The 22916-nt window shown below is 68.6% G+C and carries 29 protein-coding genes; 11 read left to right on the top strand and 18 right to left on the bottom strand.

Going from position 1 to position 22916, the window contains the following annotated elements:
* Window positions 1-118 precede the first annotated feature (118 nt).
* Both QSK18_RS32760 and QSK18_RS32755 read left to right on the top strand, forming a co-directional pair.
* Window positions 119-1516, top strand: coding sequence for a sulfatase-like hydrolase/transferase (locus QSK18_RS32760; protein ID WP_285627353.1), 1398 nt, complete (start codon window positions 119-121; stop codon window positions 1514-1516).
* 158 nt (window positions 1517-1674) lie between these two features.
* Complete coding sequence (locus QSK18_RS32755; RefSeq protein ID WP_285627350.1) at window positions 1675-2235, top strand: hypothetical protein; 561 nt, start codon at window positions 1675-1677, stop codon at window positions 2233-2235.
* 124 nt (window positions 2236-2359) lie between these two features.
* On the opposite strand, the gene QSK18_RS32750 is transcribed toward QSK18_RS32755, so the two are convergent.
* The 5 genes from QSK18_RS32750 to QSK18_RS32730 form a co-directional block, all read right to left on the bottom strand.
* Window positions 2360-2596 (bottom strand): hypothetical protein, encoded by a 237-nt coding sequence (locus QSK18_RS32750; protein ID WP_285627349.1) that lies wholly within the window; start codon window positions 2594-2596, stop codon window positions 2360-2362.
* Between the two features lie 31 nt (window positions 2597-2627).
* Window positions 2628-3938, bottom strand: a complete 1311-nt coding sequence (locus tag QSK18_RS32745) for an APC family permease (RefSeq protein ID WP_285627346.1) — start codon at window positions 3936-3938, stop codon at window positions 2628-2630.
* Window positions 3939-4095: 157 nt separating this feature from the next.
* Window positions 4096-4533: a hypothetical protein gene (locus QSK18_RS32740; protein ID WP_285627341.1), complete on the bottom strand. Its 438-nt coding sequence runs from the start codon at window positions 4531-4533 to the stop codon at window positions 4096-4098.
* Window positions 4534-4646: 113 nt separating this feature from the next.
* Entirely contained in the window at window positions 4647-5117 is a 471-nt protein-coding gene (locus QSK18_RS32735) for an Lrp/AsnC family transcriptional regulator (protein ID WP_285627338.1), read from the bottom strand.
* 167 nt (window positions 5118-5284) lie between these two features.
* Entirely contained in the window at window positions 5285-6676 is a 1392-nt protein-coding gene (locus QSK18_RS32730) for a saccharopine dehydrogenase NADP-binding domain-containing protein (protein ID WP_285627335.1), read from the bottom strand.
* Window positions 6677-6844: 168 nt separating this feature from the next.
* On the opposite strand from QSK18_RS32730, the gene QSK18_RS32725 reads away from it, so the two are divergent.
* Window positions 6845-7123 carry a hypothetical protein gene (locus tag QSK18_RS32725; RefSeq protein ID WP_285627332.1) on the top strand — a complete coding sequence of 93 codons (279 nt, stop codon included), beginning with the start codon at window positions 6845-6847 and terminating at the stop codon, window positions 7121-7123.
* A 121-nt stretch (window positions 7124-7244) separates the two neighbouring features.
* Here the strand turns inward: QSK18_RS32725 and QSK18_RS32720 are convergent, their stop codons facing one another.
* From QSK18_RS32720 to QSK18_RS32705, 4 genes are all read right to left on the bottom strand, one after another.
* Window positions 7245-7700, bottom strand: a complete 456-nt coding sequence (locus QSK18_RS32720) for a hypothetical protein (protein WP_285627329.1) — start codon at window positions 7698-7700, stop codon at window positions 7245-7247.
* A 338-nt stretch (window positions 7701-8038) separates the two neighbouring features.
* Window positions 8039-8440: a hypothetical protein gene (locus QSK18_RS32715; RefSeq protein ID WP_285627327.1), complete on the bottom strand. Its 402-nt coding sequence runs from the start codon at window positions 8438-8440 to the stop codon at window positions 8039-8041.
* A complete protein-coding gene (locus tag QSK18_RS32710; protein WP_285627324.1) occupies window positions 8437-10227 on the bottom strand; it encodes an AbeC-like domain-containing protein in 1791 nt (596 codons plus the stop codon). Before QSK18_RS32710 ends, QSK18_RS32715 begins: the two co-directional genes overlap by 4 nt.
* 410 nt (window positions 10228-10637) lie before the next feature.
* Window positions 10638-11258, bottom strand: coding sequence for a TetR/AcrR family transcriptional regulator (locus tag QSK18_RS32705; protein WP_285627321.1), 621 nt, complete (start codon window positions 11256-11258; stop codon window positions 10638-10640).
* Window positions 11259-11295: 37 nt separating this feature from the next.
* On the opposite strand from QSK18_RS32705, the gene QSK18_RS32700 reads away from it, so the two are divergent.
* The 3 genes from QSK18_RS32700 to QSK18_RS32690 all read left to right on the top strand — a co-directional run bounded on the left by QSK18_RS32700 (window position 11296) and on the right by QSK18_RS32690 (window position 13637).
* Window positions 11296-12102: an alpha/beta fold hydrolase gene (locus tag QSK18_RS32700; RefSeq protein WP_285627318.1), complete on the top strand. Its 807-nt coding sequence runs from the start codon at window positions 11296-11298 to the stop codon at window positions 12100-12102.
* A gap of 66 nt (window positions 12103-12168) precedes the next feature.
* Window positions 12169-12561, top strand: coding sequence for a four-helix bundle copper-binding protein (locus QSK18_RS32695; protein WP_285627313.1), 393 nt, complete (start codon window positions 12169-12171; stop codon window positions 12559-12561).
* 188 nt (window positions 12562-12749) lie between these two features.
* Window positions 12750-13637, top strand: a complete 888-nt coding sequence (locus QSK18_RS32690; RefSeq protein ID WP_232813192.1) for a glycosyltransferase family 2 protein — start codon at window positions 12750-12752, stop codon at window positions 13635-13637.
* A 32-nt stretch (window positions 13638-13669) separates the two neighbouring features.
* Here the strand turns inward: QSK18_RS32690 and QSK18_RS32685 are convergent, their stop codons facing one another.
* From QSK18_RS32685 to QSK18_RS32670, 4 genes are all read right to left on the bottom strand, one after another.
* On the bottom strand, window positions 13670-14068 hold the full coding sequence (locus QSK18_RS32685) for a peptidoglycan-binding domain-containing protein (protein WP_232813193.1): 399 nt from the start codon (window positions 14066-14068) through the stop codon (window positions 13670-13672).
* 187 nt (window positions 14069-14255) lie between these two features.
* Window positions 14256-14669, bottom strand: coding sequence for a DUF6326 family protein (locus tag QSK18_RS32680; protein ID WP_232813194.1), 414 nt, complete (start codon window positions 14667-14669; stop codon window positions 14256-14258).
* Between the two features lie 267 nt (window positions 14670-14936).
* Window positions 14937-15290, bottom strand: coding sequence for a DoxX family protein (locus QSK18_RS32675; protein WP_232813195.1), 354 nt, complete (start codon window positions 15288-15290; stop codon window positions 14937-14939).
* 36 nt (window positions 15291-15326) lie between these two features.
* Entirely contained in the window at window positions 15327-16142 is an 816-nt protein-coding gene (locus tag QSK18_RS32670; protein ID WP_285627307.1) for an SDR family oxidoreductase, read from the bottom strand.
* 64 nt (window positions 16143-16206) lie between these two features.
* On the opposite strand from QSK18_RS32670, the gene QSK18_RS32665 reads away from it, so the two are divergent.
* Entirely contained in the window at window positions 16207-16782 is a 576-nt protein-coding gene (locus tag QSK18_RS32665) for a TetR/AcrR family transcriptional regulator (protein WP_232813197.1), read from the top strand.
* A 185-nt stretch (window positions 16783-16967) separates the two neighbouring features.
* On the top strand, window positions 16968-17132 hold the full coding sequence (locus QSK18_RS32660; protein ID WP_232813198.1) for a hypothetical protein: 165 nt from the start codon (window positions 16968-16970) through the stop codon (window positions 17130-17132).
* A gap of 244 nt (window positions 17133-17376) precedes the next feature.
* On the opposite strand, the gene QSK18_RS32655 is transcribed toward QSK18_RS32660, so the two are convergent.
* Both QSK18_RS32655 and QSK18_RS32650 read right to left on the bottom strand, forming a co-directional pair.
* Window positions 17377-18504: an ATP-binding protein gene (locus tag QSK18_RS32655; RefSeq protein ID WP_285627302.1), complete on the bottom strand. Its 1128-nt coding sequence runs from the start codon at window positions 18502-18504 to the stop codon at window positions 17377-17379.
* Window positions 18505-18529: 25 nt separating this feature from the next.
* Entirely contained in the window at window positions 18530-18808 is a 279-nt protein-coding gene (locus QSK18_RS32650; RefSeq protein WP_285627299.1) for an AlbA family DNA-binding domain-containing protein, read from the bottom strand.
* 255 nt (window positions 18809-19063) lie between these two features.
* On the opposite strand from QSK18_RS32650, the gene QSK18_RS32645 reads away from it, so the two are divergent.
* The gene (locus QSK18_RS32645) at window positions 19064-19921 is read left to right on the top strand and encodes an MBL fold metallo-hydrolase (protein ID WP_285627296.1); all 858 of its coding nucleotides are present in this window, start codon (window positions 19064-19066) and stop codon (window positions 19919-19921) included.
* Between the two features lie 110 nt (window positions 19922-20031).
* Entirely contained in the window at window positions 20032-20418 is a 387-nt protein-coding gene (locus QSK18_RS32640) for a MarR family winged helix-turn-helix transcriptional regulator (protein WP_232813201.1), read from the top strand.
* 39 nt (window positions 20419-20457) lie between these two features.
* On the opposite strand, the gene QSK18_RS32635 is transcribed toward QSK18_RS32640, so the two are convergent.
* Complete coding sequence (locus QSK18_RS32635; protein ID WP_285627293.1) at window positions 20458-20838, bottom strand: MerR family transcriptional regulator; 381 nt, start codon at window positions 20836-20838, stop codon at window positions 20458-20460.
* A gap of 140 nt (window positions 20839-20978) precedes the next feature.
* On the opposite strand from QSK18_RS32635, the gene QSK18_RS32630 reads away from it, so the two are divergent.
* Window positions 20979-21938, top strand: coding sequence for an alpha/beta hydrolase family protein (locus QSK18_RS32630; protein ID WP_285627291.1), 960 nt, complete (start codon window positions 20979-20981; stop codon window positions 21936-21938).
* A 107-nt stretch (window positions 21939-22045) separates the two neighbouring features.
* Here QSK18_RS32630 and QSK18_RS32625 read toward each other — a convergent pair whose 3' ends face one another.
* Both QSK18_RS32625 and QSK18_RS32620 read right to left on the bottom strand, forming a co-directional pair.
* Entirely contained in the window at window positions 22046-22429 is a 384-nt protein-coding gene (locus tag QSK18_RS32625) for a PPOX class F420-dependent oxidoreductase (protein WP_285627288.1), read from the bottom strand.
* Window positions 22426-22881 carry a MerR family transcriptional regulator gene (locus QSK18_RS32620; RefSeq protein ID WP_285627285.1) on the bottom strand — a complete coding sequence of 152 codons (456 nt, stop codon included), beginning with the start codon at window positions 22879-22881 and terminating at the stop codon, window positions 22426-22428. The genes QSK18_RS32625 and QSK18_RS32620 overlap by 4 nt, the downstream gene beginning before the upstream one ends.
* Window positions 22882-22916 lie beyond the last annotated feature (35 nt).

Genomic DNA, 22916 nt, shown 5'->3' with positions numbered 1-22916 from the left:
ACTGGTCCTCAGGCCTTACGAGGAACGCACGGACTGCTGCATGTGCCCTGCGTTACATAAGTCCCCTTTGTCTATGGAATTTGTCGATAATGCGAGTTCTTCGACCTGGGGAGCTCATGTGACGAAGCAAGGCACCACCCGCCGCAACGTGCTCGGCGCTCTGGCCGCCGGCGCCACGGCCGCCGGGGTGGCCACGGCCCAGCCCGCCCAGGCTGCCACCGGTGAAAGCGATTTCAGGGCAGCGCCGGGAGCTGCGCGCCGGCCCAACATCCTGTTCATCCTGGCCGACGACCTGGGCTGGGCCGACCTGAGCAGCTACGGTTCACCCGACATCAAGACCCCCAACCTCGACGCCCTGGCCCGCTCAGGTCTGCGCTTCACCCAGGGCTACTCGGCCGGCGCGGTCTGCTCCCCCACCCGCATCGCGCTCTACACCGGCCGCTACCCCGCCCGCACCACGGCGGGCCTGCCCGAGCCGATCGCGGCCGTCAACGCCCGCGACGGGCTGGCCCCCGAGCACCCGACCCTGGCCTCGCTGCTGAAGACCGTGGGCTACACCACCGCCCTCATCGGCAAGTGGCACGGCGGCTTCCTGCCGAACTTCAGCCCGCTGCGCAGCGGATGGGACGAGTTCTTCGGCAACTACTCCGGCGGCCTGGACTACTACTCCAAGTACAGCCACATGGGTGTGCACGACCTGTACGACGGCGAGGAACCCGTCGAGTCCGACCAGTACTACACCGATCTCATCGCCGACCGGGCCGAGGAGTTCGTGCGCCGCGAGCACCGCACCCCGTGGCTGCTGAACCTGAACTTCACCAGCCCGCACTGGCCCTGGGAGGCCCCGGGCGACCGGGCCGTCAGCAAGGAGGTCACCGCAGCGCTGCTGGCCGGGGACCGCCGCGCCCTGCAGCACGCCGACGGCGGCTCACTGGAGACGTACCGCAAGATGGTCGAGAACCTCGACACCCGCATCGGCCAGGTCCTGACCGCGCTGCGCCGCACCGGCCAGGAACGCGACACCCTGGTCATTTTCGCCAGTGACAACGGCGGCGAGCGCTATTCGTACACTTGGCCGCTGTCCGGGCTCAAGGCCAGTCTCAACGAGGGCGGCATCCGGGTGCCGACCATCCTGCGCTGGCCCGCCCGGATCAAGGCCGGGCAGGTCAGCCACGTTCCCGTCGTCACCCACGACTGGACGGCCACCCTGCTCGAGATCGCCGGCGCCAGCCCGGATCCCGACTTCCCGCTGGACGGTGAGAGTCTCGCCGGATACCTGCTGGAGGGTGACAGGGCGCCCGAGCGCGACCTGTTCTGGCGCACCCGCACCGACCGGGCCCTGCGCCGGGGCAAGTGGAAGTACCTGCGGCTGACCGCCGGCGGCACCGACGCCCTGTACGACGTGGTGGCCGATCCGCGTGAGCAGGCCAACCTGGCGGCCAAGCATCCCGAGCTGGTGAGTGAACTGCGGGCGCAGTGGGAGGAGATCAACGCTCCACTGCTGCCCTACAGCTGAGCCGCTGGTGACGATCACACCCCCGCTAGCCGGTAGAGAGAGGTACCGGAACCGGCAATGACGCGGCAATCCCTTCTGAGGAATGCTTTTGGGCACGGGCAGAACGCCCCGCCGGCCAGGCTCACCCGAGCCGACGGCGCCCAACGAGAGGGATGACCATGACCACCACCGTGCGTACCGACCTGCAGCTCTCCCACGCCGTCGTCACCGCCGAGGTGAGCGCGCCCTTCGAGCACGTGGACATCGAGACCTGGCTCAAGACCCTGCCCACCCACGAGTACCAGCGCTGCGCACCCGGCGACCACAAGGCGGCCGGCTACACCGTGGACGACGACGGCACCCCGATGTCGATCAACGTGGAGATGATCGGGACCGGCCTGGTCATCCAGCAGTACCGCTACGAGATCGCGAGCGCGCACTACTGCAGGATGGTCTCCCTGTCCGACGTTTTCACCCCGGCCGGGTGGACCACGACCCAGGTGATCTGGGAGCTGCGCATGGAGCAGCTCGAAGGTGACCGGCTGCGCTACACCAACACCGTCACATCCCACCCCACCGAGGACTTCCTGCAGTTCATCGCCGCCAACGACCAGACGTTCGAGCAGGCCGCCGCTGCCCGCCAGGAATCCTCGGGTAAGCACTGCGAGCTCGAGACCCCGCACTACGCCCGGAGTATTGCCGCGTTCGCCAAGGCCAGGGCTACGCGGATCGCCGCCTGAAACGCATCCGGTCAGTGGGGTCGTGCCGGTAGGCCAAGGTGATGGCGCTTCCGGTGTACCGGGCCAGCTCCTCGCCGACGGGTTGCGCCGTGGCCGGCCGAGGTCTGGGCTGGTGGATCACCGTTCAGACCTTGGCCGCCTTGGCGTTGATGTCCGCGGCGATGGGCAGGGCCAGCACCAGCGACCGGCCTGCCGCGGGTTCCGGACTGGTGTGTTCCAGGCGGCCTACCGGGGCATCGCCACGCGTCCAGCCGAAGGAATCGGCGGTGGGCCCAGCGACGGCTCGTGATGGTGCGGGTGAGGTCGGCCGGGCTGCGCCGGTGGCGGGCCGTCCGGTGCTCCGGGAACGTGGCTGATCCACCGGCCCTGGTGGTGCACGAGGTGGTGCAGACTCACGAACCGAACTCCTGCGGTCGTGTGATCCGCCTGGGGCCTGGCCACAGAAGGGCGCCTGCTCCCAGAACCAGCGGGACCAGCAGGAGCTCGCCGCAGAAGACCAGGACGAGGCCGGTGAACACCAGGCCCCCGAGTGCGCCGTACCAGGTCACGGTGCGGGTGGGCAGCAGCCGTAGGGCCGCGGCCATTCCGGCGAAGGAGACGGCGGCCAGGCAGGCGGACGTGGTCCGCATGAGAGTGTCCAGGTCAGTCTCCGAGGCCGTGGCGACGACGCCCGCAATGAGGCACAGAGCCAGGTGGACGGTCAGGCTGCGCCGCGGTACGTCCCCCACGCCAGCACCTTTCGCCAGCGCTCGGGGCATGGCCCCGTCTCGCCCCAGCGCGGCGCCCAGACGAGCACCACCGGCCAGGTACGTGTTCACGGCGACAAGGCTCAAAACAAGCGCAGCGACCGCGGTGACGGTGCGCCCGCCCGGTCCGAGAGTCACCTCCAGCAGAAGGCTCAGCGGAACCGCGGTGCCGGCGGCCCGGTCGCCGAGAACGGCGATGGTCGTGACGGCCAGCGTCAGGTAGAGCACACAGACCAGGGCCAGGGTCAGTGCGGTGGCGTGCGGCAGTTGCCTGCGTGGGTCACTGAACTCGGCCGACAGGTGGCTGGCCGCCTCCCAGCCGGAGAACGCGTAGAACAGGACGGTGGCGGCAGCTCCGACGGCCATCCATCCGTGCGGCGCGAACGGGGTGAAGTTCTCCAGGCGGGCGGCGGGGGCCGAGACGGCGACGGTGACCAGTAAGAACACGGCCAAGACGACGACCATGACCAGTTGGACCCGACCGGTCAGTCGCAGGCCCGCGTAGTTGGTGGCGAAAGCGGCGGCGAGGATGACCATCGCGACCCACAGGGCCGTCCCCGGCCCCCTTCCCAGAGTCGCCGCGACGTAGTTGCCGCCGACCAGGGCCCCGGACAGAACCCCGACGGGTACAGCGGCGAAGAACCACCAGCCCACCGGCACAGCCCATCGCGGCCCGAAGGCCCGGGTGACGAAGGTGGCCACGCCCCCGCCGTCGGGATGACGGGCCCCGAGGGCGGCGAACGTGGCGGCTACGGGCACGCTGAAGAACAGCAGGACGAGCCAGGCCACGAGTGAGGCGGGACCTGCGGCCTCGGCGGCCAGCGCGGGCAGGACCATCACTCCTGGTCCCAGGACGGCTCCGACGTAGAGCGCGGTCCCGGCCAGAAGCCCCAACCGGGGCTTGCCAGGTGATGCGTTCTGGTGTTCGCCGGCGGCGGCGGTGGGTGAGTCACGCACGGCCGTGAAAGTAGTTTCGCGGGAGTCTGTTTGCCGTGGCACGGAACAACGTTCGCCAGAACGGCATCCCGCGCGGCCTTCGCCGAACTTTGTTCGGGCCGATCCCGGGATCGGCGATCAGTCCTACGACGTCCGGCAAGACGCGGGGCGGCCCCGGTCAGTTCGCCTGTGGGGCATCAGTGCCGAACGGCGGACCTACTTCCAGAATCGTCATGAACTGCTCGCCGCCGCTCCATCCGACCGCTACTTGCGTCTCGTTCTCGAGACCGGTGCCCTCTTGCCGGGTGACCATGGCACGACAGTTCACCTCAGTCCCGTCGATGCCCGTGAACATCCCGTTCGCGTCCGTCCTGCCCTTGAAGTCGGGGCAGCTGACCCTCGCCCTCACGGCACCGTCCTGCAAGAAGATCTCTCGGATCTGCCCGGCCAGCCGTTGGCCGCCGCCCACCGTGTAGGTGCTGCTCGTGGCCTGCTTCGCGGCGGGGACGGTAGAGGGCAACACGGTCGGGGCTGCGGCTGCCGGCGGGGCGGCCTCTGCACAGCCTGCCAAGGCAACGACGATGACAGGAACGGCAAATGGAACGTATGGGCGCACACTGTCATGATCGCCCAACGGCGGGGGCAGCGGCCCACCCGGGTCCGTCAGCTCCCTGAAAGGGCCCGGCTGGCCGGTCGCTGCCCATCTCTGCCCGTCTCTGCGCCGTGCGGTCAGTCCTCGTCGGACAGTTGCGCCGGCTGCACCTCGTGGTTGGCGGTGTGCTCGTAGACCAGCGAGGTCCGGAACGTGATGACCTCCTTGCGGGCGCTGAAGCGGTCGACGAGCATGGTGTGCATGGCCTCCACGCTGGGCACGGCCACGTGCACCAGGAAGTCGTCGCCACCGGCCACCACGTAGACCGCCAGCACCTCGGGCTGCTGCAGGGCGTACGCCTTGAAGTTCTGGATCACCTCGCGGCTCAGCGGGCGGATCTGGAACCCGATCATGGCCTGCACACCCCGGCCGATCCGGTTCAGGTCGACCCGCGCGTGGTAGCCGGCCAGGACGCCGGACTGCTCCAGGGCCCGGGTGCGCACCAACGTGCTGGAGGGCGCCAGCCCCACCCGGGCGGCGAGCTGGCGGTTGGTCAGTCGGGCCTCTTTCTGCAGTTCGGTGAGGATCGCGGCATCCCGTTCGTCCATGCCCCCGAACCTAGGGGATGCCCTCCTGCGGGTGGGCGGATGGCCGTCACGGCGTTCGGGGCCGGGCCGGCGAGCGGGGTTCCTCACCTCCCCGCTCCAGCTGCCGGCTCCGCAACGGCAGCTGAACGTCTTGCGTGCTCCACGGATCGCTGTCCCGGGGGGGCTACTCACCGATCTTCTGGCAACGTCTCCACCGTGAGCGCCGGCCCGTTCAGGCCGGTGATCCCATCGGCTCCCACCGCCAGAGCGGGTGTGAGGCAGCCGGCCCTACGCCGGGCCGGTGGTGTCCGGGAGATCAGCAGAGCCAACTGGCCGGCCATGACGGCCGTGGCTGTATAGCCCGGGTGCCCGGTTCCGGAGATCTTGGCTCGTCCGGCCGAACCCGACCGGGTGCGCGCGTGGGCCTGCACCGTCCAGGCCCAGTCGCTGAGGAGCTCGCCTTCGGGGCCCGTACCCGACGGTGGCAGCATCGAAGCCGCCCGGGACAGCAGGATCTGACGCACCCCACGGGGAGAGCGCGCGAGCCGGACCACGACCCACTGCATCCCCGCCAGAGCGCCGGCGAAGACGACCGCGGCCGCTGCGACGAGGCGACGCAGCGGCCCCTGGTCGGTCCCCTCCCGGTAGCGGGCCGGGAGGTACTCGGCGCCGGCCTGCGTGGCCAGCAGGCAAGCCGTGCGGTGGATGACCGGTGGGTTCAGGAACGCCACCGGAGTGACCGGTCCGAGGACCCGCCCGGCGCGCAGGCGCGGGCGGAGTGTCACAGGACTGGCCCGTCGCACCCGTTCCTGCTGACCGGCGTCGATCAGCAGTCCCCCCGGATCGCCGACCACACCCGCTCCCGGGTCCCGCAGGATTTCGACAATGCTGCCCAGCGTGCCGGCGGAGATCGCGTTACGCAGCGAGACACCGGCAGGGACGCGGTCGTAGGAGAAGGTCACCTCCACCTCTACGACGGGCCCGGCAGCGCCGGGCCCGTCGTAACCAGGCTGTTCGGCCGCTGCACCGGGTTGGCTCTGCGCGGCAACGGCCGCCCGACTGGCCAGCAGTGTGGTCACATCTGCCGGAAGGGCCTCCCAGCCGGCCATTTGCACCACAGCGACGCCGGCCGTCCGGGCCGGGCCGTCGAAGCGCTCGATAATCCGCCGCAGCAGCGGAAGTTCACCACTGATGTCGACGTAGGAGGTGCCGTTGCGGACGCATGCGGCCACGACTCTTTCTGCGGTTGCGGTGTAGGGCCCGGCGAAACTGAGGACGACGGCCGTGGCCTGGGCCAGCGTATCCAGCGACGCCTCGTCCTCAATGTCCACCTTCAGCACGGGTGCCTCGGCGCCCTCGGCCTTCAGGGCGTCCCTGACCCGCGCCAGGTTTCGGCCCGCTGCCGCCCACCGCACGGCAGGTTCCCCCGGGTTTTCGGCCGCCGCCCGGTCGAGTGCGGTCAGGTGCCGTACCGCCAGGCGCCCCGTCAGACCATTGGCCCCCAGGACGACCAGCTCGTAAGGGCGTTCCGGCACGGCCTCAGCCTCGAGGGGACTACCGGTGGAGGGTGGGGTGGACATACTCGAAATTAACACTGCCTTTCTCGCCCGCACCCGGACTCGGAGTGGGTCGCCCCTGCGCGGGAAGGTCTGGCCGGAGCCTCACCCGGCCCCATCGCCGGCCGCTCGATGCGCAGGCCAGGAACCCTCGTGATTGAGTGGGACATCGCCCACGAAAGGAGATCAACGGTGAGCCAGCAACCGCAGGACATCGATCCCCGGAACAACGTCGAGTCTCAGCAGGCGCAGTCGCAGGCAACTCAGACCGGCTCCCGCTCCGGCGGCGGCGCCGTGTTCTCGGGCGGGCGCGAGCCGGGCTCGGTGCCCGGCCAGCCGGATCCCAACGACGGAGACCCGAACTCGGGGGTGGGCGCGGGCAACCCGCTGGCCGGGGTTCTGATTGATCCGGAGGACGCTGAGCAAGCAGTTCCCGGTGACGAGGGTCCGGAGCATCCGGGGCGGCGCTGAGCCTGCCGCAGCGCAATGTGCTGTCGTCGGGGTCTCCTGAGCAGAAGACGGAACGAGGTCGCCGCCGCGCAGTCGGCCCGGCGGCGACCTACCGGAGTTCACGGGCAGACGACGGCGCTCTTCACCAGCGGGGACGACGGGGAGCGCACATGTTCACCAGTGCCTCTCCCCGTGCAGTGAAATGCTTACGGCACCAAGACGTCACGCCGGCGCCGGAATCGAAACCGGCGTCGGCGAAGACGACCCACATGGCCTGCCCCTTGTGCCGCTGACGCTTGCCGTAGTCGGTGCTGCGGACCACGAAGACCTCACCCAGGTCAGAGCGCTCCATCAGTTCTTCGACCTGGACGAGGATGTCCGTGGAACGGAAGATGTGACGGCCGTCGGCCGTGACCTGGAGCGGGTCGTGGGTACCGGGCGACTTGGACGAGAGCTGGGCCAGCCAACGGCCGTCGAGATACCTGGTATGTAGGCTGCTGTCAGCCAGCATGTCCAGTTCGGCGGCTGCTTCCTCATCGGTCATCACCTCCTCATCGAGGGCCTGGGCCGCTCCCTGGGCATCCTCGGTGGCATACACGTCTGAGACCGTGACCGTCGGAACGGGAGACTCACTGGGGCGATCGGAGCTCGCGGCCGTTCCGGATGCCGTGATGGACTCGCCGTTCTGATCCTTTCCCAAGCCCCGGACCACCAGGATGCCGACCGTCGCAACCACCGCCACGGCCAGGAGCACGGCCACCGGTCGCAGCCCTGGCCTGGACCGGCCCGCGGAATGCGCGGTTGAACTCGAGAACTGCGGTCCTGGCTCAGGTAGGTGCGCCGGTTCAGGGGCGATGAGTTCCTCTCCGCAGAGCCCGCAGATCAGGTCGCCGGGCCTGGTTGTGGCCTTGCACAGCGGGCATTGGGCGGGATGCATCAGAACGTTCCCGTGGTGACCAGGCCCACCAGACGCCCGGCGAACTCGCCCACCGCGGTGAGGGCCTTGGCCGATTCGGCCATGCCCTGGACGAGGGCCGCAACGGTGCGCCGCCTGGGCTCGGAGGTGGTAAGGGCCTGGTCGACCAGTCCAGCCTGTAACGCCACCGCCCCGGCCTGGTCTGTGTCTACGCCCTCCTGCGCCAGAAGGACCTGCAGCTCGGCGAGCTGGGCCCGAAGGAGCCGGATCTCGTCGGCGCCGAGGACCTCCGGCAGCGGCTGCTGTGCGAAAGCCGCCTGCGAGACCTGGGACGTGGCCTCCGCGCCGGCTCCGAAGGCGATCGCGCCACCCTGGTTGTTGAAAGTGCCCCCGCTGATGCTCACCTCGCCGTTCGGGTTCATGACCCGGCTCCGGCCGCCGGTGGGCCGGAGCGCGGCGGCAGATACGGGACGGGGCCGGACCCCGGTTCGGCCATGGCCTGGGCGAACGCCCCGAAAGCCATCGCGCCACCCTGGTTGTTGAACGTTCCGCCGTTGATCTGGGTGGTGTTGTTGATGATCATCTGGGTGCGCTCCAGGAATTCCTCGGTGGAGTAACCGAACTCGTGCAGGACCTCGGCCACGGCGTCCCGCACACGGCGTTCGACCAGGAAGATGTACCGCCGGCCGTCCAGCCGCTGGAAGAACTGGTCGTTCTCGTAGTCGGCGCCGAGTTCGCGCACACTGCTGCGCACTCCGTAGTCGAAGGCCAGGCGGGTGCTGATGTCCTGGGCCTCTCGGCGCACCGCCATCGCGGCGCGGATCCGGTCGCGGCTCTGGTGGTAGAAGTCCACCGGCGCCAGCAGGAACAGCATCGGCAGACCGGCCAGGGCCTTGAATCCGAGGCTGGCGTAGACCGACGGCTGCAACTGCTGCTGGGTGTCGGCGCTGTGGTAGAGCTCGCGGACCGAGGGCAGGCTGGCGCCGACGAACTCCATGTAGAGCGTGTTGCCGCGAATGCTGAAGTAGACGAAGATCGTGACTTCGAGCTCGCCCTCCCACGCCCCGATCCGGACGGTCAGGTACTCGGTGGCCCGGTTGCGGTCGTGCTGTTCGAACTCGTCCAGTTCGGCCCGGCTGAGATGGTGACGGGGCTTTCCCCGCTGGCGGTCGATGAGGCCGTCGCTCGGGCGCAGCAGGCCCGGCACGAACAGCCGCGGCTGCATCGACAGCCCGACGATGCGTTGTCCGGGTGGCAGGGTCTCGTCGGCAAGGGAGGCCAGCGCTCGTCGCATCCGCCGGTAAAGAGTCTGCACCGTGAGTTCTTCGACCGGATCCCCGGCGTCGGAGCGCCTGCGCAGCGGAACGGCCAGATGCCAGGGCTCTTCGAGATATCCTGAGCCGACGAAGGGCCGGTCGGCGACCGTGCGCGCGTAGTAGGTGATGTTACCGGTCTGGGCGTGGGCCAGGAACGCCAGCCGGTGCACGTGACGGGCGGGTTCCTGCGGAGCGTTGTCGGGGACGAAGCGGCCTGGGGAGAGCTCGGACAGGATTGTGCGGTGATTGGTCACCATCTCGGCGAACCGGATGCCCCAGGCGCTGCCCCACAGGAGCAGGACGAAGCCGGCTGCGCTGCCGGAGACTTCACCACCGAACGAACTGCCCAGTTCACCTGAGTAACCGGTGGCCGTGCTGACCATGTACTGCAGGGCAGCCAGGGACACCAGCACCAGGGCCACCAGGCCACTGACCGCGACACTGAGCACCAACAGTCCTGCAGCCCGCAGGAACTGGCGACGCGCCAGGGCACCGAACGTCAGGAAGGTCAGGCGCCATCCGTACCCGGTCGCCAGCGCCATGATGGTCAGCGGAGCGTTGATGAGCAGGAGCACCATGAAGAGGACGGCGAAGGCGATGTTCCGCAGTCGCTCTCGCGTCTGGGCCCGCAGACAGTGCCGTAGCACCGGAATGATGTCGATGCCGTACGACGGTGCTACTGCCCGGTGTTCGGCGCCGAGGACCTCGCTCATCACCCGGCGCCGGAAGTTCCGGTCGAGGTACGCCCCGACGCACAGGTAACGGGTCGCCTCACTGGAGGCCCAGGGCGATCCGGTTCTCCCGTCGGCCAGGACGGGACCGGCCGTTGAAGGACTTTCCCCCCGCGGCCCGTCGGGACCGGAAAAGGCCATGCTGCCAGGCCACGTGGTCATGATTTCTCCCCCCGAGAAAGGGAGAGCGGAGCAGGAACCTCCCCCGCAGCCAAGTTAGCAGCCGAAAGGTGAGAGCAGTCAGGGTTTACGGAAAGCTGCGCCACCCCGTTCAGGGGGACACCGGTCGGCGCATGGTCCTGCCCCCAGAAGCGCGGTGCGGGCCGGGATGCGCCGGCCACACCGCCCCTTCACGCTCCGCACCCCAAGGGTGCGTGATCGAACGTCCCGTTGATATCGGTTTGGCCGAGCCGCGGGAACGGGTCGGCGCGTCGCGAGAGGGCTCCTGTGATCGTCGGGCTCACCAGCTTCCCGTGGCCTGGCCGCGCTTCCACGTCGCCTTGCCCCGTGTACGGTCCACCCAGGGGTGACCGCTCAGAGGCGTGCGACCACGCGGGTGAAGGCTGACCGGCTCAGGAACGCTCGGGCGAAGCGATGAGGACGAGGGCGAACCGGGCTGCGCCGAGCAGCTCGTCCCGGCCGGCTCCCAGGTCGGAGCGGACCGAAAGCCCCTGCCAGAGCGCTTGGACCAGCTCGGTCAACACGATCGGGTCGATGGTTGCCGACAGGTCGCCGTCGGCCCGGGCCTGCTCGATCCGGGTACGCAGGAGCGCCTCGTCGGCCCGTTGCAGATCGGCGACGTAGGTGCGCACGTCGAGGGTGGCCGAGGTGTCGGCCATGACGGCACTGCTGGTCAGGCAGCCGGGGTGCCCCTGCTCGACGCGACTGAACTCCTCGACGGAGTCGATCAGCACCCGTTCGAGAACCCGGGCCAGGGAGGGCTCGGCCACGGCGCGTTCGTAGATGGCGCTGTAGCGCAGCGCATAGGTGCGCACCGCCTCGTCGAACAGCCCGGCCTTGCTGCCGAAGGCGGCGTAGAGGCTGGAACTGGAGACGCCCAGGGCCTCGCTCAGCATCCGGGTCGAGGTGCCGGAGAAGCCGTGCCGCCAGAACAGGACCGCGGCCTGGCGCAGCGCGTCGGCACGGTCGAAGGACCGGGGACGTCCGGCGGTGCGGCGGGTGGGGGCGGTCATGTTGACGATTCTAGTGCGATCGTTCCAGAATCGAATTATGGAGCAGATGATCCAGAAAGAGATCCAGGTCAACGGCAGCTGGATCCAGGTGGACGTGTACGGAGCCCTGGACGGGCCGGCCATCGTCGTGATCCCCGGCGTCATGGCCGATGCCGCCGCCTGGGGCCCCGTGGCCCAGCACCTGGAAGGCTGGCCGACGATCGCCGTGGTGAACCGACGCGGCCGGGCTCCCTCCGGCCCGTTGACCAGCACCTACACCCTCGAGACGGAGATCGAGGACGCCACGGCCGTCCTGCGCAGCTTCTCCCACGTGCAGGCCGTCCTCGGGTGGAGCTACGGCGGGCTGATCGCCCTGCACCTGGCCGACCGGGTCCCGGTCGCGCACCTGATCGCCTACGAGCCGATCATGGCTCCGTTCGGAGCCCCGGCCCTGCCCGACCTGAAGGCCGCCGACGACGCGCAGGACCTCGACCGAGTCGTCGAGGTGGCACTCAGGCAGGTCGCCGCCATGCCCAGCGAGGTCGTCGAGGCGCTCCGGTCCGACTCCGGCGTCTGGTCGGGTCTGCGCGAGCTCAGCGCACCGCTCTACCAGGAGACGCTGGCCATCAACCAGGCCCCACTGCCCACCGTGCTCGCCCGTAGAGCCGACCGGATCGACCTCGTGGTGGGCGAGCGCAAACCGGGGTCAGGCGCCCTACGGCACGACCTTCGACGACATCGCCCGTCGCGTCCCAGCCGCCACGGTGCACGAACTGGCCGGGCAGGCCCACCTGGCCCATCTCGAGGCCCCGGACCACCTCGCCGCGCTGGTGAACCGGCTGAGGGCGCCCCGGCGGACGGGTAGCTGACAATGCGTGGTCACGCCGCCGCTGGTTGCCTGGGTCCACGCACGAGCAGCTGAGGAGCAACGATGAGCAACGTCCTGGCCATGATCAAGAGCTTTCCGGCCACCAGTGACATCAACCCCGACCTGCTGGCCGCCGCGATCGAGCAGGCCCTGGCCTGCTCCCAGACGTGCACGGCCTGCGCCGACGCCTGCCTGGGCGACGGGATGCTCGACTGCATCCGGGTGGACAACGACTGCGCCGACACCTGCGCCACCACCGCGCGGGTGCTGAGCCGGCAGAGCGGGCACAACACGGCCGTGATCCGCGCCCAGCTCGAGGTCTGCATCGCGGCCTGCCGCTCATGCGGCGACGAGTGCGAGCGCCACGCGGACATGCACGAGCACTGCCGGATCTGCGCCGAGGTGTGCCGGGCCTGCGAGAGCGCCTGCCGCGAGCTGCTGGCCTCGATGAGCTGAGGTCTCCCGGCCGCGGGCGCAGCGATGTCGGCCGGGTTAACAGTGTGTACAAATGCCTGCACACCTGGAGACTTGCCGCGCCTGGGCAGGCAGGATGACCAGCGAAGTGCTGGCCGAAGGTGCCCCGCCCGCCGGGTGCGCCGATGCGTCCGACGACACGCTCATCGTGCTCGGAGGTCGGCTCCCCCATGTCTTCTCTCAGCCCTTCAGCCAGCCCTTCCGTCAGTGTGGTCATCCCCTGCCGCGACGCGGCGCACACCCTGGCCGCGCAGCTCGAGGCGCTGGCCGGGCAGACGTACCGTGGCAGCTGGGAAGTCCTGGTCAGTGACAACGGCTCCATCGATGACACCCGGCAGGTCGCCGCGCAGTACACCGACCGCCTGCCGGGTCTGCGCATCATCGACGCGGGCGCGTACCCGGGCGCCGGGTACGCCCGCAACGTCGCCGCCGCCACGTCCACGGCCGACTTCCTGGTGTTCTGTGATGCGGACGACGAGGTCGCTCCGGACTGGCTGGAGCAGATGATGCTTGCTCTGCAACGGACCCCGTTCGTCGCCGGGCGGCTCGACGCGACTCAGCTCAACTCGTCCAAAGTTATTCGTTCACGCACGCTTCCCCAGAACGACGGCCTGCAGGAGTCCGCGTTCGGGCCGGGCCTTCCTCACGCCAGCGCCGAGAACCTGGGTATCCGGCGCAGTGTCTTCGTCTCGGTGGGTGGGTTCGACCCTGAGGTGCGGATTCTGGAGGACACGGACCTGAGCTGGCGGGTTCAGGCTGCGGGCACGCCGCTGGTGTTCGCCCCGGACGCCGTGGTGCACGTGCGTCTTCGCTCCACCTTCTGGGGAATGTGGCAGCAGGGAAAGGGTTACGGGCGGGCTCAGGCCCTGCTGGAGAAGCGTTTCAGTACGGCCCAGACCGCGCCCCGAGGGGGCGGTTCTCGCCTCGCCGGCCTGGGCCGTCTGCTGCGCCGGCACCCCTCACCCGAGGCGCTGGTGTGGGTGCTGGGATGGCACGTGGGTTACCGGCAGCAGCCCGAGGTCGTCGGGCATGACACACGGGTACCGGCGGGGCGCTGAGGCTCTACCCGCCGCCCCGCCAGCGGGAGGTGTTACCGGTAGTTGTAGTTCAGGCTGCGCAGGTAGGGCCAGGTGGCCGGGCCGACCTTGCCGTCCACGGTCAGTCCGGCGCCGTACCGTGAGTTCGCCTTGCGCTGGAGGGCTTTGGCGGCGTTCTGCGAGTTGGTGCCGAAGACGCCGTCGATCGTGCCCGGGCTGAAACCGCGGTACTGCAGCAGGCACTGCGCCTCGATACCCGCCTGCGACAGGCCGGTAGAGGATGGCTGGGTCGTGTTACCCGCGTAGTAGCCGGCGTAGGCGTTGTTGCGGGCATCCTGGTCGAAGGTGCAGTTGTACGCCGCGAACGCCGGGCTGGCCGGGCCCACGAGAAGTGCACCACCGGTCAGGGCCAGAGTGGTTGCGGCAACAGCAAAGTACTTGCGCAGGGTCATGCCATCTCCTTGACGTTACACAGCTGCAGACCGCCGTGACAGCGACCGACCCACACCCTAAATCACCACATAAACGAAGAACAGGTCTGTTTCGCCCGGGCATCACTGGGGTATCGTCGCAGCTACGCCGCTCCCCCCTGCGGCGAGCGTGACCACGGCAGACCTCGGGCACCCAGCCTCCGCTGGTTCAGGGCCGGCCGGACCGCCAGCGGTAGGCCAGCCAGACCACGTAGCCGGTGCCCATGATCTCGATGACGCTGTAGAACGCGTAGTAGATCGTCACCGTGCCCCACGTCAATGTGGCCGCCTGAACCGCGGTCAGGAAGGCCCCCGCGACCAGGTTCGCCCGCCGGTTGGCCCGCTCCGGCAGCAGCCGGGACAGCAGCGCCATCACGAACGAGATCTCCACCAGCGCCCCGGCCGCCAGCAGGAACGGCTGCGTGACCTGGACCCCGCTGATCTCACCGGCCAGATAGTCCTGGAGCACCTGGCGGTCCATGTGCCCGAGCACGTCGCAGTAGATGTAGTTGAGTGAGACGAACACCCACAGCAGGGAGATTTTCGCTGGGGTGCTGAGTGTTTCGCTGGTCGTGGTCGGCATGGGAGGGCCTCGGTCTCCTCGGGCCGGGCCGCCTCGTGCCGCCCGGCGAGCTCTTCTCAGAGTCGTCCGGGCGGCAGCGGGTTCGGGATCCGTGGCGTCCCTGAGGCATCCCTGGGGCTCGGCCACCGGAAGAAGGAGGCATCGTGAGTCTCATCCGGCCGATCGGCTGAGCCCCTCACCGTTCGGGAGGTTCCTGCGGGTCGCCCACATCAGTGTCTGTGAGCGAGCCGTTCAGCTGTGAGCGCCGGGCCGTGACCGAGTCCCGGCTCAGGCTGTGCGGAGCACCGCTGCGAGAACGCCGACAAGCAGGACGACGCCGTCAGCCACCAGGCCGGCCGGCTGTGCGACTCCCAGCGCCCGCAACCTCGTGACGATCGCCCCGATCATGAGGACCACCACGCCGATCGCCCCCACCACGGTGGCCGCCGGGAGGAAGGCCCCCAGGATCAGGGCCACGACGAGTACCAGCTCGAAGAGGCCGATGGCCCGCCACAACGACGGCGGTACCGTCAGAGAATCCCGGATACCTTGCGAGGACGACGTATTCAGTACTTTTCCGCTGCCGGTGAGCGCGAGGAGCGCGGCCAGCAGCAAGCTCAGGACGACACCGGTGACCACCATGGCCGCGCTCCTCCTTCAGATCCAGCAGATTTCGGCTCAGCCCTGGGCCTGCCGGGAGACCTCGCTCCACTCGTCCCAGGTCTGCAGCCGCTGGGCGTACACGTACTTCACGATGTCCAACGGCTGGGAGCCGAACAGCACGCGCAGCGGCGGGTTCTCGGCGTCGACGATCTTCAGCAGCGCCGGGCCGGCCGCGTTCGGGTCGCCGTACTGGGCGTCGCCACTACGTTCGGACATGGCCTGGCGGATTCCGTCGTAGACCGGGTTCGGCTCGGCGTGCGCGGCCGAGTTGCCCGCCCAGTCGGTGGCGTACCCGCCCGGCTCGACCAGCGTGACCTTGATGCCCTGGCCGGCGACCTCCTGGGCCAGCGACTCCGACAGTCCCTCCAGCGCCCACTTGGATGCGTGGTAGCCACCCAGGGAGGGGAAGGCGCCGATGCCGCCGATGGTGGAGATCTGCACGATGTGCCCGGCCCCCTGCTCGCGCAGGATGGGCAGCACCGCCTGGGTCACGAAGAACGCCCCGAACAGGTTCGTCTCCAGCTGCTCGCGCAGCTGCTGCTCGGTGATCTCCTCGACCATCCCGAACAGGCCGTAGCCGGCGTTGTTGACCACCACGTCCAGTCGGCCGAACCGCTCGTGCGCGGCCTGCACCGCCGCGATGACCGCCGACTTGTCGGTGACGTCGAGCGCGAGCGGCAGCACCGCCTCGCCGTACTTGGCCACCAGGTCGTCCAGGCTGCTGAGGTTGCGGGCGGTCGCCGCCACCCGGTCCCCCCGTTCCAGGGCGGACTCGGCGAAGGAACGGCCGAAGCCGCGGGACGTGCCGGTGATGAACCAGACCTTACTCATGACTCACTCCTCAAGATTGGACGCGTCTAACTATAGACACGTCCAGAGAGTACACTCGTCCACGATGAATCTCAGGGAGCGCAAGAAGCTTGCCGCCTGGCGCGGCATCCGCGCCGCCGCGCTGCGGCTGTTCGAGGAACAGGGCTACGAGGGCACGACCGTCGAGCAGATCGCCGAAGCCGCCGACGTGTCCCGGGCCACGTTCTTCAACTACTTCGCGGGCAAGGAAGCCGTGGTCTTCGACCAGGACCCGCAAGAACGCGAGAACTGGCGCGCCCTGATGAGCGAGCGCCCCGCCGACGAGCCGCTGTGGGACTCTCTCAGCGCGATCATGCTCGGGTTCAACGAGACCCTGCGCGACCGGATGCCCCTGCAGCGCCGGCTGAAGGCCGCCTCCCCCGCCCTCGCCCAGCGCACCCAGGCCTTCGGGGCACAGTTCCGCACCGACCTGGTCGAATGGGCGGTTCAGCAACACGGCGACGGGCTGAGCACCACCCTGCAGCTCAATCTTCTCCAGGCCGCGGCCGGCACGGCCTACCAGACCTGGGCCCCCGAGGAGTCGTTCGACGACTACCTGGGCCGCCTGCAGCGCTGCCTCGACCAAGCACGCCCGGCCGCAGGAACCACCCATTCGGTCTGATCACCCAGGTAGGCGTGCTGCCCTCCCGGTCCACCGGCGCGCATCCCGGCAGGCCACCTCGATGAAGACCGATCCACCCCACCCAATGGCCATAGATAGGCCCCTGCCGACAGGCCACGGAGGGGATGCGGTGCGCATCTCGGGAGTGCACGGGGATCCGGGGAAACGTCAGGCCGGGGCGGACCGTGCAGCAGACCTGCGAACTCATGGGCACGCAGTGGCAGGCCGCCCTCCAGGCCGGCTTCACGACGCCGTCCCCCAGCCTGGAGGTCGAGGTCGGCTACTCCTCCGAACTGCGGGAAGACGGCCGTCAAGGGCCGGTCGGCATGGGCCTGCAGGACGAGCCGTAGGAGAGCGGTACACGTTCACCGATGACGAGGCGCACTGGGTTGTCGTGGACGGGAACGGCCAACCGCTCGCTCCTCTTCGCCCCACCGACTCCCACTGCGTCCCAATGGATGTCGACTGAACGACGGCCCTACGCAGCAACCGATCCGATCGAGTGCCCGGGAACATCATCACCATTGTCCGATCGGCAACAGCGGCTTGGTAACCGGACGGCACCTCTCACGTCATCAGGTCGCGGGAGAAGAGTTACAGACGGCGATAGGTGGTTGGGCGCCCTCGCCCGCCCTGCTGCGTCACCAGGTTCGAGTTGACCAGGACCCGCAGGGCTTTCCGAAGAGTTGCCCCCGTCAGCCCAAGAACGTCCTCCAGATCCCTCACCGTGGAGTCGCGCTCCAATGCGTCATAAACCCGCCGCTGAGTGGAGGTCAGCGACGCTCGGCTCCGCTGAGGGCCATCGGAGCGATTGAGAATGGCAGTGAAACGGATCGCCGCATCGATGAACTTGGCCGGGGGCAGGCCGGCCTCGGCCAGGGAGGAACCCACGATGGGGATACCGCTGGCCAGTGCCTCAATCACCCGCGCTCCGGTGTCCGGCGTGCGCACGTGCTGGCAGATCGCGACCAGCCTCGCGTTCCGCGCCGACGTGACACCTTCCCGGCCCAACCGATCCGTCGTAATCCCGTACAGGCCGCCGGGGTTACTGACAACGAGCCGGTCGCGCCGCAGGCGCACCTCAACCGACAGTCCTTCGGACCAGTTGTCCAGGTCACGGTGCACCAGGGCGTTGGCGACGAGTTCCCGAAAAGCCACGAGGGGGTACTCAGGCTCGTCCACCACCATGCCCCCGGCCTCGGTGACGATGACACTGTCGAACGTTCGGCGCGCCCACGCCATGGCTTCGTCCAGCATGCGCGGGATGGGGCCGGTGATCGTCATCTGGTTCCGGGCCCGGACCCCGGCAGGATCACCGGGCCTGGACTCCGCCGCAGCCTGGATCACGTAACGAGGGAAGAACTGCTGCGGATAGACGCCCAGTGCCAGGAGGCCGGCCACGCTGGGCTGTCCACCGTCCAGAATCACCCCCGCCCGGCGCAAGAGCTCCTCATCAGACCTGAAACGCCCCAGTCCTCCTGGGTCTCGGTCTTTCACCGCGCGAATGAACGAGAAGACGAGCTCCTCGTCCAGGTCCTCACGGGCAGCCCCCTCGACGGGACGCCGATCAAAATGAGGGGAAGTTCGAGCCGCAAGAAACCCCTGCTCCTCCACCTGCGACAGCTCGAAATCACCGTCATAGCTGCGCAGGTAAGCCTTGCCGCTGGTGGCTGCCCGACATGGCTTGGCCGACGGGTCACACTCGTGCACCCGGGCAATCACCACCGGCTCCCCGTCTACAGTGCCGTCACTGATGTCGAGCCGGACCGGCGGCACGAAGGGACCGCGACTTACTCGCAAGCCCTTGCTTGAGCTGCTGGGCCGAACTCAGTTTGACAGGGGCGAAGTCAGCACGCTCGTCCAAGCCCAGGATGATGGTGCCGCCGCCAGGCAAGTTGGCCAAAGCGCTCAGCGAAGGCGTCAGTGACTCAGGCAGCCCGCCAGCAGCGGCCTTCACCTCAACGTCAGAGGTGTCGCCGCCACCGGCGCGCAATCGGGCGACCAAGGAACTCAGATCTTCCACCACCCGGCAAATGTAACCCAACCCCGGTTACATTTGACCATTTCGAGTTACATTTCGCTGGAGTTGCCCGAACGGACCGCGGATCGGTCGCATTCCAGCACCGCCGAGCCCGAGTTCCGGCATCTCCCGGTGGCGTCGGAGGAACACGGCCACCCGCTGCGACTCGTCCAGGACATCGGATCGAGTCCTCGCTCTCCTTCACAGCTCGCTCAGCAACTTACTCTTGAATGAGATGATCCGAGCTCGTACTATCTCTTCATGGTCATCGAGCAGCCCTCCTTCTGGTCCAGTTCGCTGCCCCAGGCCCGTCCGCCGGCGGAAATGGCGCTCTACCGCTTACCGACCGGCACGTACGCCACGCGGGCCAAGTTCGCCGTCACGGGTGGGTCTTTCCGGGACATGAGGCACTTCGCGGCAACGGCTGTGCTGGTCAGTCATCCCCGGGGTGACCTGCTGATCGATGCGGGCTTCGGGGAGAACGTGGCCGCCCACATCAAGATGCTCGCGCGTCTGGAGCGGGCCCCCTACGAGCAGGGCGAGACGGTCGCGCAGCAACTTGCCGCCGCGGGATACGACCAGTCACGGCTGCTGGGGGTGCTGGTCACCCATGTGCACTGGGACCACGTCAGTGGACTGGACTCGCTGCGCGTACCAGTGTGGATCAACAAGGACGAACTGCAGTACGCAGCCGACGACACGCACGGCTCCGTGTTCCGCTCCGTGTCCCAGGGCCTGCCCATTCGCGAGTACGCCCTCACCGGTCCGGAGTACCTGGGCTTTCCAGCAAGTTTCGATGTGCACGGCGACGGCTCCCTGGTCGTCGCCCTGGCCGCGGGGCACACGTCCGGGTCCGTCGTGGTGTTCGTGACCCTGCCTTCTGGCAAGCGGTACGCATTCATCGGTGACCTCACGTGGCAGATGGACGGCATCACCCGGGGCGCCGAGCGTCCCTGGCTCATGCGCCGCCTCGCCGACGTCGACCCCGACACCGTCCGACTGGGCCTGCAGCGCAGCATTGCCCTCAGCCGAGCATTTCAGGTAGTGCCCGCCCACGACGTGCGTGCCTACGACGGCATCCCGCTTCTGCCCAAGCAATTCGCACATTCCGTCGAATGAGAAAGTGCCCCATGGACTCCTTGCCGGCCGCGCACCAAGCTCCGCACCCCACTCTGGGACCGGGGCCCGACTCCGAGCTGACCTGGCTCCTGCACCGCGCAGCGCAGCGCATGCACGCCCTCGTGGGTTCGGAGGCCGCCCGCCACGGCATCACCCTGCGCGATCACATCGTGCTCAGTGCTCTTCACAAGACGAAGAATCTCACCCAGATCGAGCTCGGACAGGCACTGGGCATGGACAAGACGACGCTGACGGCCGAGATCGACCGTCTGGAGAAGGCGGGATTCGTCTCCCGGCTGGTCGACCCGCGTGACCGCCGAGCTCGCATCCCAGCCATCACACCGGAAGGCGACCGGATCCGTGCCGCCGTCGCGCAGCGCACCGAAGCTGCCGAGGAAGCAGCCGTGCAGGCCCTCGCCCCCACTCAGGTCGCGCTGCTGCGTGAGGCTCTCTATCTCATCATCGGAACAACGGACGACCCGGGATCGTGCATCTGAGCAGGCATCCGTAGCAATTCCAGGGCCGGCGCGTCGGGGTCATGCTTCGGCGCCCGACGGACAAGGGGCGCGGGTGTGCAGGTTGAACGAGGCGCCACTGATCACGGATTCGAGCTCGGCCCGCGTCTGAACGAGGTCGGCGATGCGCTGATCGAGGTCGTCTCGTTCGACGACCAGGCGCTGGACGAGTTCAGGGGTGGCCTGACCCTCGATGACGCGCGGCGTCAGTTCGGCGATGGTCCTGCTGCTCAGCCCGGCGGCGTACAGCCGTCGAATGAGATGGATCCGCTCGACCGCATCTTCTGCGTAGTGGCGCTGTCCGCTGTGACTGCGCTCGGAGGTCAGCAGGTTCTGCTGTTCGTAGTACCGCAGAGCCCGGGTGGTCACCCCCGTGCGGCGCGCGAGTTCACCGATCCGCATCCTGCCTCACCTCTGTTCATGTGCCGCGCATCACACGCACTTGCCTTTGACGCCAGCGTCAACTTTTACCGTAGCTCCTACGTCCGCAACGGTGAAATTCCACGCTGCGACGCCAGACCCCCTGGAAGGCAGATGCATTCATGACCGCGATCCCCACGACCCGCGCCTCCGGTCCCGCCCACACCGCGACCCTGTCACTCAAACCACTCGTACTGAGCGCACCACTGCGCGGTGCCGACCTGCACGTGCGCGTCACTGCCCCCACGACCGGAACCGAGCTTCCGGTCGTCCTTTTCGCTCACGGCTTCGGCTCAGACCTGGACGGCTACGCCCCGCTGGTCGACCACTGGGCACCCGGCGGCTTCGCCGTGATCCAGGCCACCCATCTCGATTCCCAGCGGATGCACCTTCCCGCCGATGACCCCCGCCGGCCGCATCTGTGGCGCCATCGCGTGCAGGACATGCGGCGCATCCTCGACGAACTCGCGACCCTGGAGGCAGCCGTGCCGGGCCTGTCCGGGCGCCTGGACCGCGACCGCATCGTGGCGGCCGGGCACTCCTTCGGAGGTCAGACCGCCGGCCTACTGGTCGGCCTGCGCGTCACTGATCCGCAGACCGGCGTTGCCGAAGACCTTTCCGACAACCGGATTATGGCTAGTATCCAGTTGGCCACCGCGGGTCAGGGTGGTGACGAACTGACGCCCTTCGCCCATGAGCACCTTCCCTGGCTGCGCGATCAGGACTTCTCCCACATCACAGCCCCCGGCCTGGTGGTCGCCGGAGACAAGGACGACCTTCCGCTCACCACCCGGGGCCCGGCCTGGACGGCTGACCCCTACACCCTCAGCCGTGGCGACAAGAGCCTGCTCACCGTGCGCGGCGGGGAACACTTCCTGGGTGGCATCTCCGGGTACAGGTCGGCGGAGACCACCGACGAGAACCCCGACCGTGTCGCCCTCGTCCAACAGGTCACCCTGGCCTATCTGCGCCACGCCACCGGGATCGACTCCGCCGCCTGGATCACCGCTCAGACCGTTCTCACGAGCAGTCATCCGCTGGGGCACCTCGTATCGAAACGGCCTCTGCTGACGGGTCTGTAGGCCCGCTGAACGGGTCAGGCCCTGGCTCCGGCCTTCGCCCGGCGACGTGAGGTCGGCGAAGGTGAGAACCTCAAGCGCGTCGCCGCCTGATGTCGTACTGTCCCCCCTTACTGCAAGCTGACCTGCTCGGGACGCACCACGTAGACCACGCGGTGCTGCGCGTCCGCGACCGGTCCTTGCATCGTCATGCCGTACCGCTCGGCCAGCACCGCGAAGAACGCCCCATCCGGATCCGGTTCAATGCTGGTCACCGTGCCCCGCACCTCCAGATAGCGGTACGGCTCGTCCGGGTCGACCACCGACAACGCCACCTGCGGGTGGGCCGTGACGTTGCGGTACTTGTGCCGGGTGGTGGTGTTGGTCAGCTTCAGGTGCTCACCGTCCCAGAGGAACCACATCGGATTCACCTGGGGCCGCCCCTCCGGGCGGATGGTGGCCAGATGCCCGAACAGGGGCCGGGTCAGCAGATCTAAGTGGGTCTGCGGAATCACACGTCACTCCTTCGCTGTTCGCTTGCCACTGCCGCGTCCACCGGCCGGCCCTCGCAGTCCAGGCCGGAGGCGATCAGCGACCGGTAGTGGGCCGCCTTGCCCTGCAGCGCTTCCAGACCCTGCTCCAGCTCCGCCATCTGGGCGCGGATGCGGGCCTCGTGCCGTTCCAGCAGGGCCAGCCTGCGCCCGTGCGTGGGTGCGCCGCCGGCCAGCAGGATCGAGAAGGTGCGCATCTCCTCCGTCGGCATGCCGGTGGCGCGCAGCCGCGCCAGCAGCACCACGAGCTGGGCCTCAGCTTCGCTGTAGCGTCGACGCCGGTCAGACCCGCGCCGGACCCGGGGAAGCAGTCCCTCGCGCTCGTACCAGCGCAGGGTCGGCGCGCTGAGTCCGGTCAGCTGCGAGACGTCGGCGATGCTGAGCCAGGTCTCGACATCAGGGTCGGTGGCGGTCACCCGTCCACTATCGCCGTTGAAGCGCACTTCAACGC

It is taken from the genome of Kineosporia sp. NBRC 101677, assembly GCF_030269265.1.
GTDB classification, from domain to species: domain Bacteria; phylum Actinomycetota; class Actinomycetes; order Actinomycetales; family Kineosporiaceae; genus Kineosporia; species Kineosporia rhizophila.
This window is presented reverse-complemented; position numbering and strand designations above follow the sequence as displayed.

What these genes read in the sequence shown, in the direction of transcription:
- QSK18_RS32755 (WP_285627350.1), top strand. Translation starts at nt 1,675, where the DNA reads ATGACCACCACCGTGCGTACCGACCTGCAGCTCTCCCACGCCGTCGTC.
- QSK18_RS32735 (WP_285627338.1), bottom strand. Translation starts at nt 5,117, where the DNA reads ATGGACGAACGGGATGCCGCGATCCTCACCGAACTGCAGAAAGAGGCC.
- QSK18_RS32730 (WP_285627335.1), bottom strand. Translation starts at nt 6,676, where the DNA reads ATGTCCACCCCACCCTCCACCGGTAGTCCCCTCGAGGCTGAGGCCGTG.
- QSK18_RS32715 (WP_285627327.1), bottom strand. Translation starts at nt 8,440, where the DNA reads ATGAACCCGAACGGCGAGGTGAGCATCAGCGGGGGCACTTTCAACAAC.
- QSK18_RS32710 (WP_285627324.1), bottom strand. Translation starts at nt 10,227, where the DNA reads ATGACCACGTGGCCTGGCAGCATGGCCTTTTCCGGTCCCGACGGGCCG.
- QSK18_RS32705 (WP_285627321.1), bottom strand. Translation starts at nt 11,258, where the DNA reads ATGACCGCCCCCACCCGCCGCACCGCCGGACGTCCCCGGTCCTTCGAC.
- QSK18_RS32700 (WP_285627318.1), top strand. Translation starts at nt 11,296, where the DNA reads ATGGAGCAGATGATCCAGAAAGAGATCCAGGTCAACGGCAGCTGGATC.
- QSK18_RS32695 (WP_285627313.1), top strand. Translation starts at nt 12,169, where the DNA reads ATGAGCAACGTCCTGGCCATGATCAAGAGCTTTCCGGCCACCAGTGAC.
- QSK18_RS32690 (WP_232813192.1), top strand. Translation starts at nt 12,750, where the DNA reads ATGTCTTCTCTCAGCCCTTCAGCCAGCCCTTCCGTCAGTGTGGTCATC.
- QSK18_RS32685 (WP_232813193.1), bottom strand. Translation starts at nt 14,068, where the DNA reads ATGACCCTGCGCAAGTACTTTGCTGTTGCCGCAACCACTCTGGCCCTG.
- QSK18_RS32680 (WP_232813194.1), bottom strand. Translation starts at nt 14,669, where the DNA reads ATGCCGACCACGACCAGCGAAACACTCAGCACCCCAGCGAAAATCTCC.
- QSK18_RS32675 (WP_232813195.1), bottom strand. Translation starts at nt 15,290, where the DNA reads ATGGTGGTCACCGGTGTCGTCCTGAGCTTGCTGCTGGCCGCGCTCCTC.
- QSK18_RS32670 (WP_285627307.1), bottom strand. Translation starts at nt 16,142, where the DNA reads ATGAGTAAGGTCTGGTTCATCACCGGCACGTCCCGCGGCTTCGGCCGT.
- QSK18_RS32665 (WP_232813197.1), top strand. Translation starts at nt 16,207, where the DNA reads ATGAATCTCAGGGAGCGCAAGAAGCTTGCCGCCTGGCGCGGCATCCGC.
- QSK18_RS32645 (WP_285627296.1), top strand. Translation starts at nt 19,064, where the DNA reads ATGGTCATCGAGCAGCCCTCCTTCTGGTCCAGTTCGCTGCCCCAGGCC.
- QSK18_RS32640 (WP_232813201.1), top strand. Translation starts at nt 20,032, where the DNA reads ATGCACGCCCTCGTGGGTTCGGAGGCCGCCCGCCACGGCATCACCCTG.
- QSK18_RS32635 (WP_285627293.1), bottom strand. Translation starts at nt 20,838, where the DNA reads ATGCGGATCGGTGAACTCGCGCGCCGCACGGGGGTGACCACCCGGGCT.
- QSK18_RS32630 (WP_285627291.1), top strand. Translation starts at nt 20,979, where the DNA reads ATGACCGCGATCCCCACGACCCGCGCCTCCGGTCCCGCCCACACCGCG.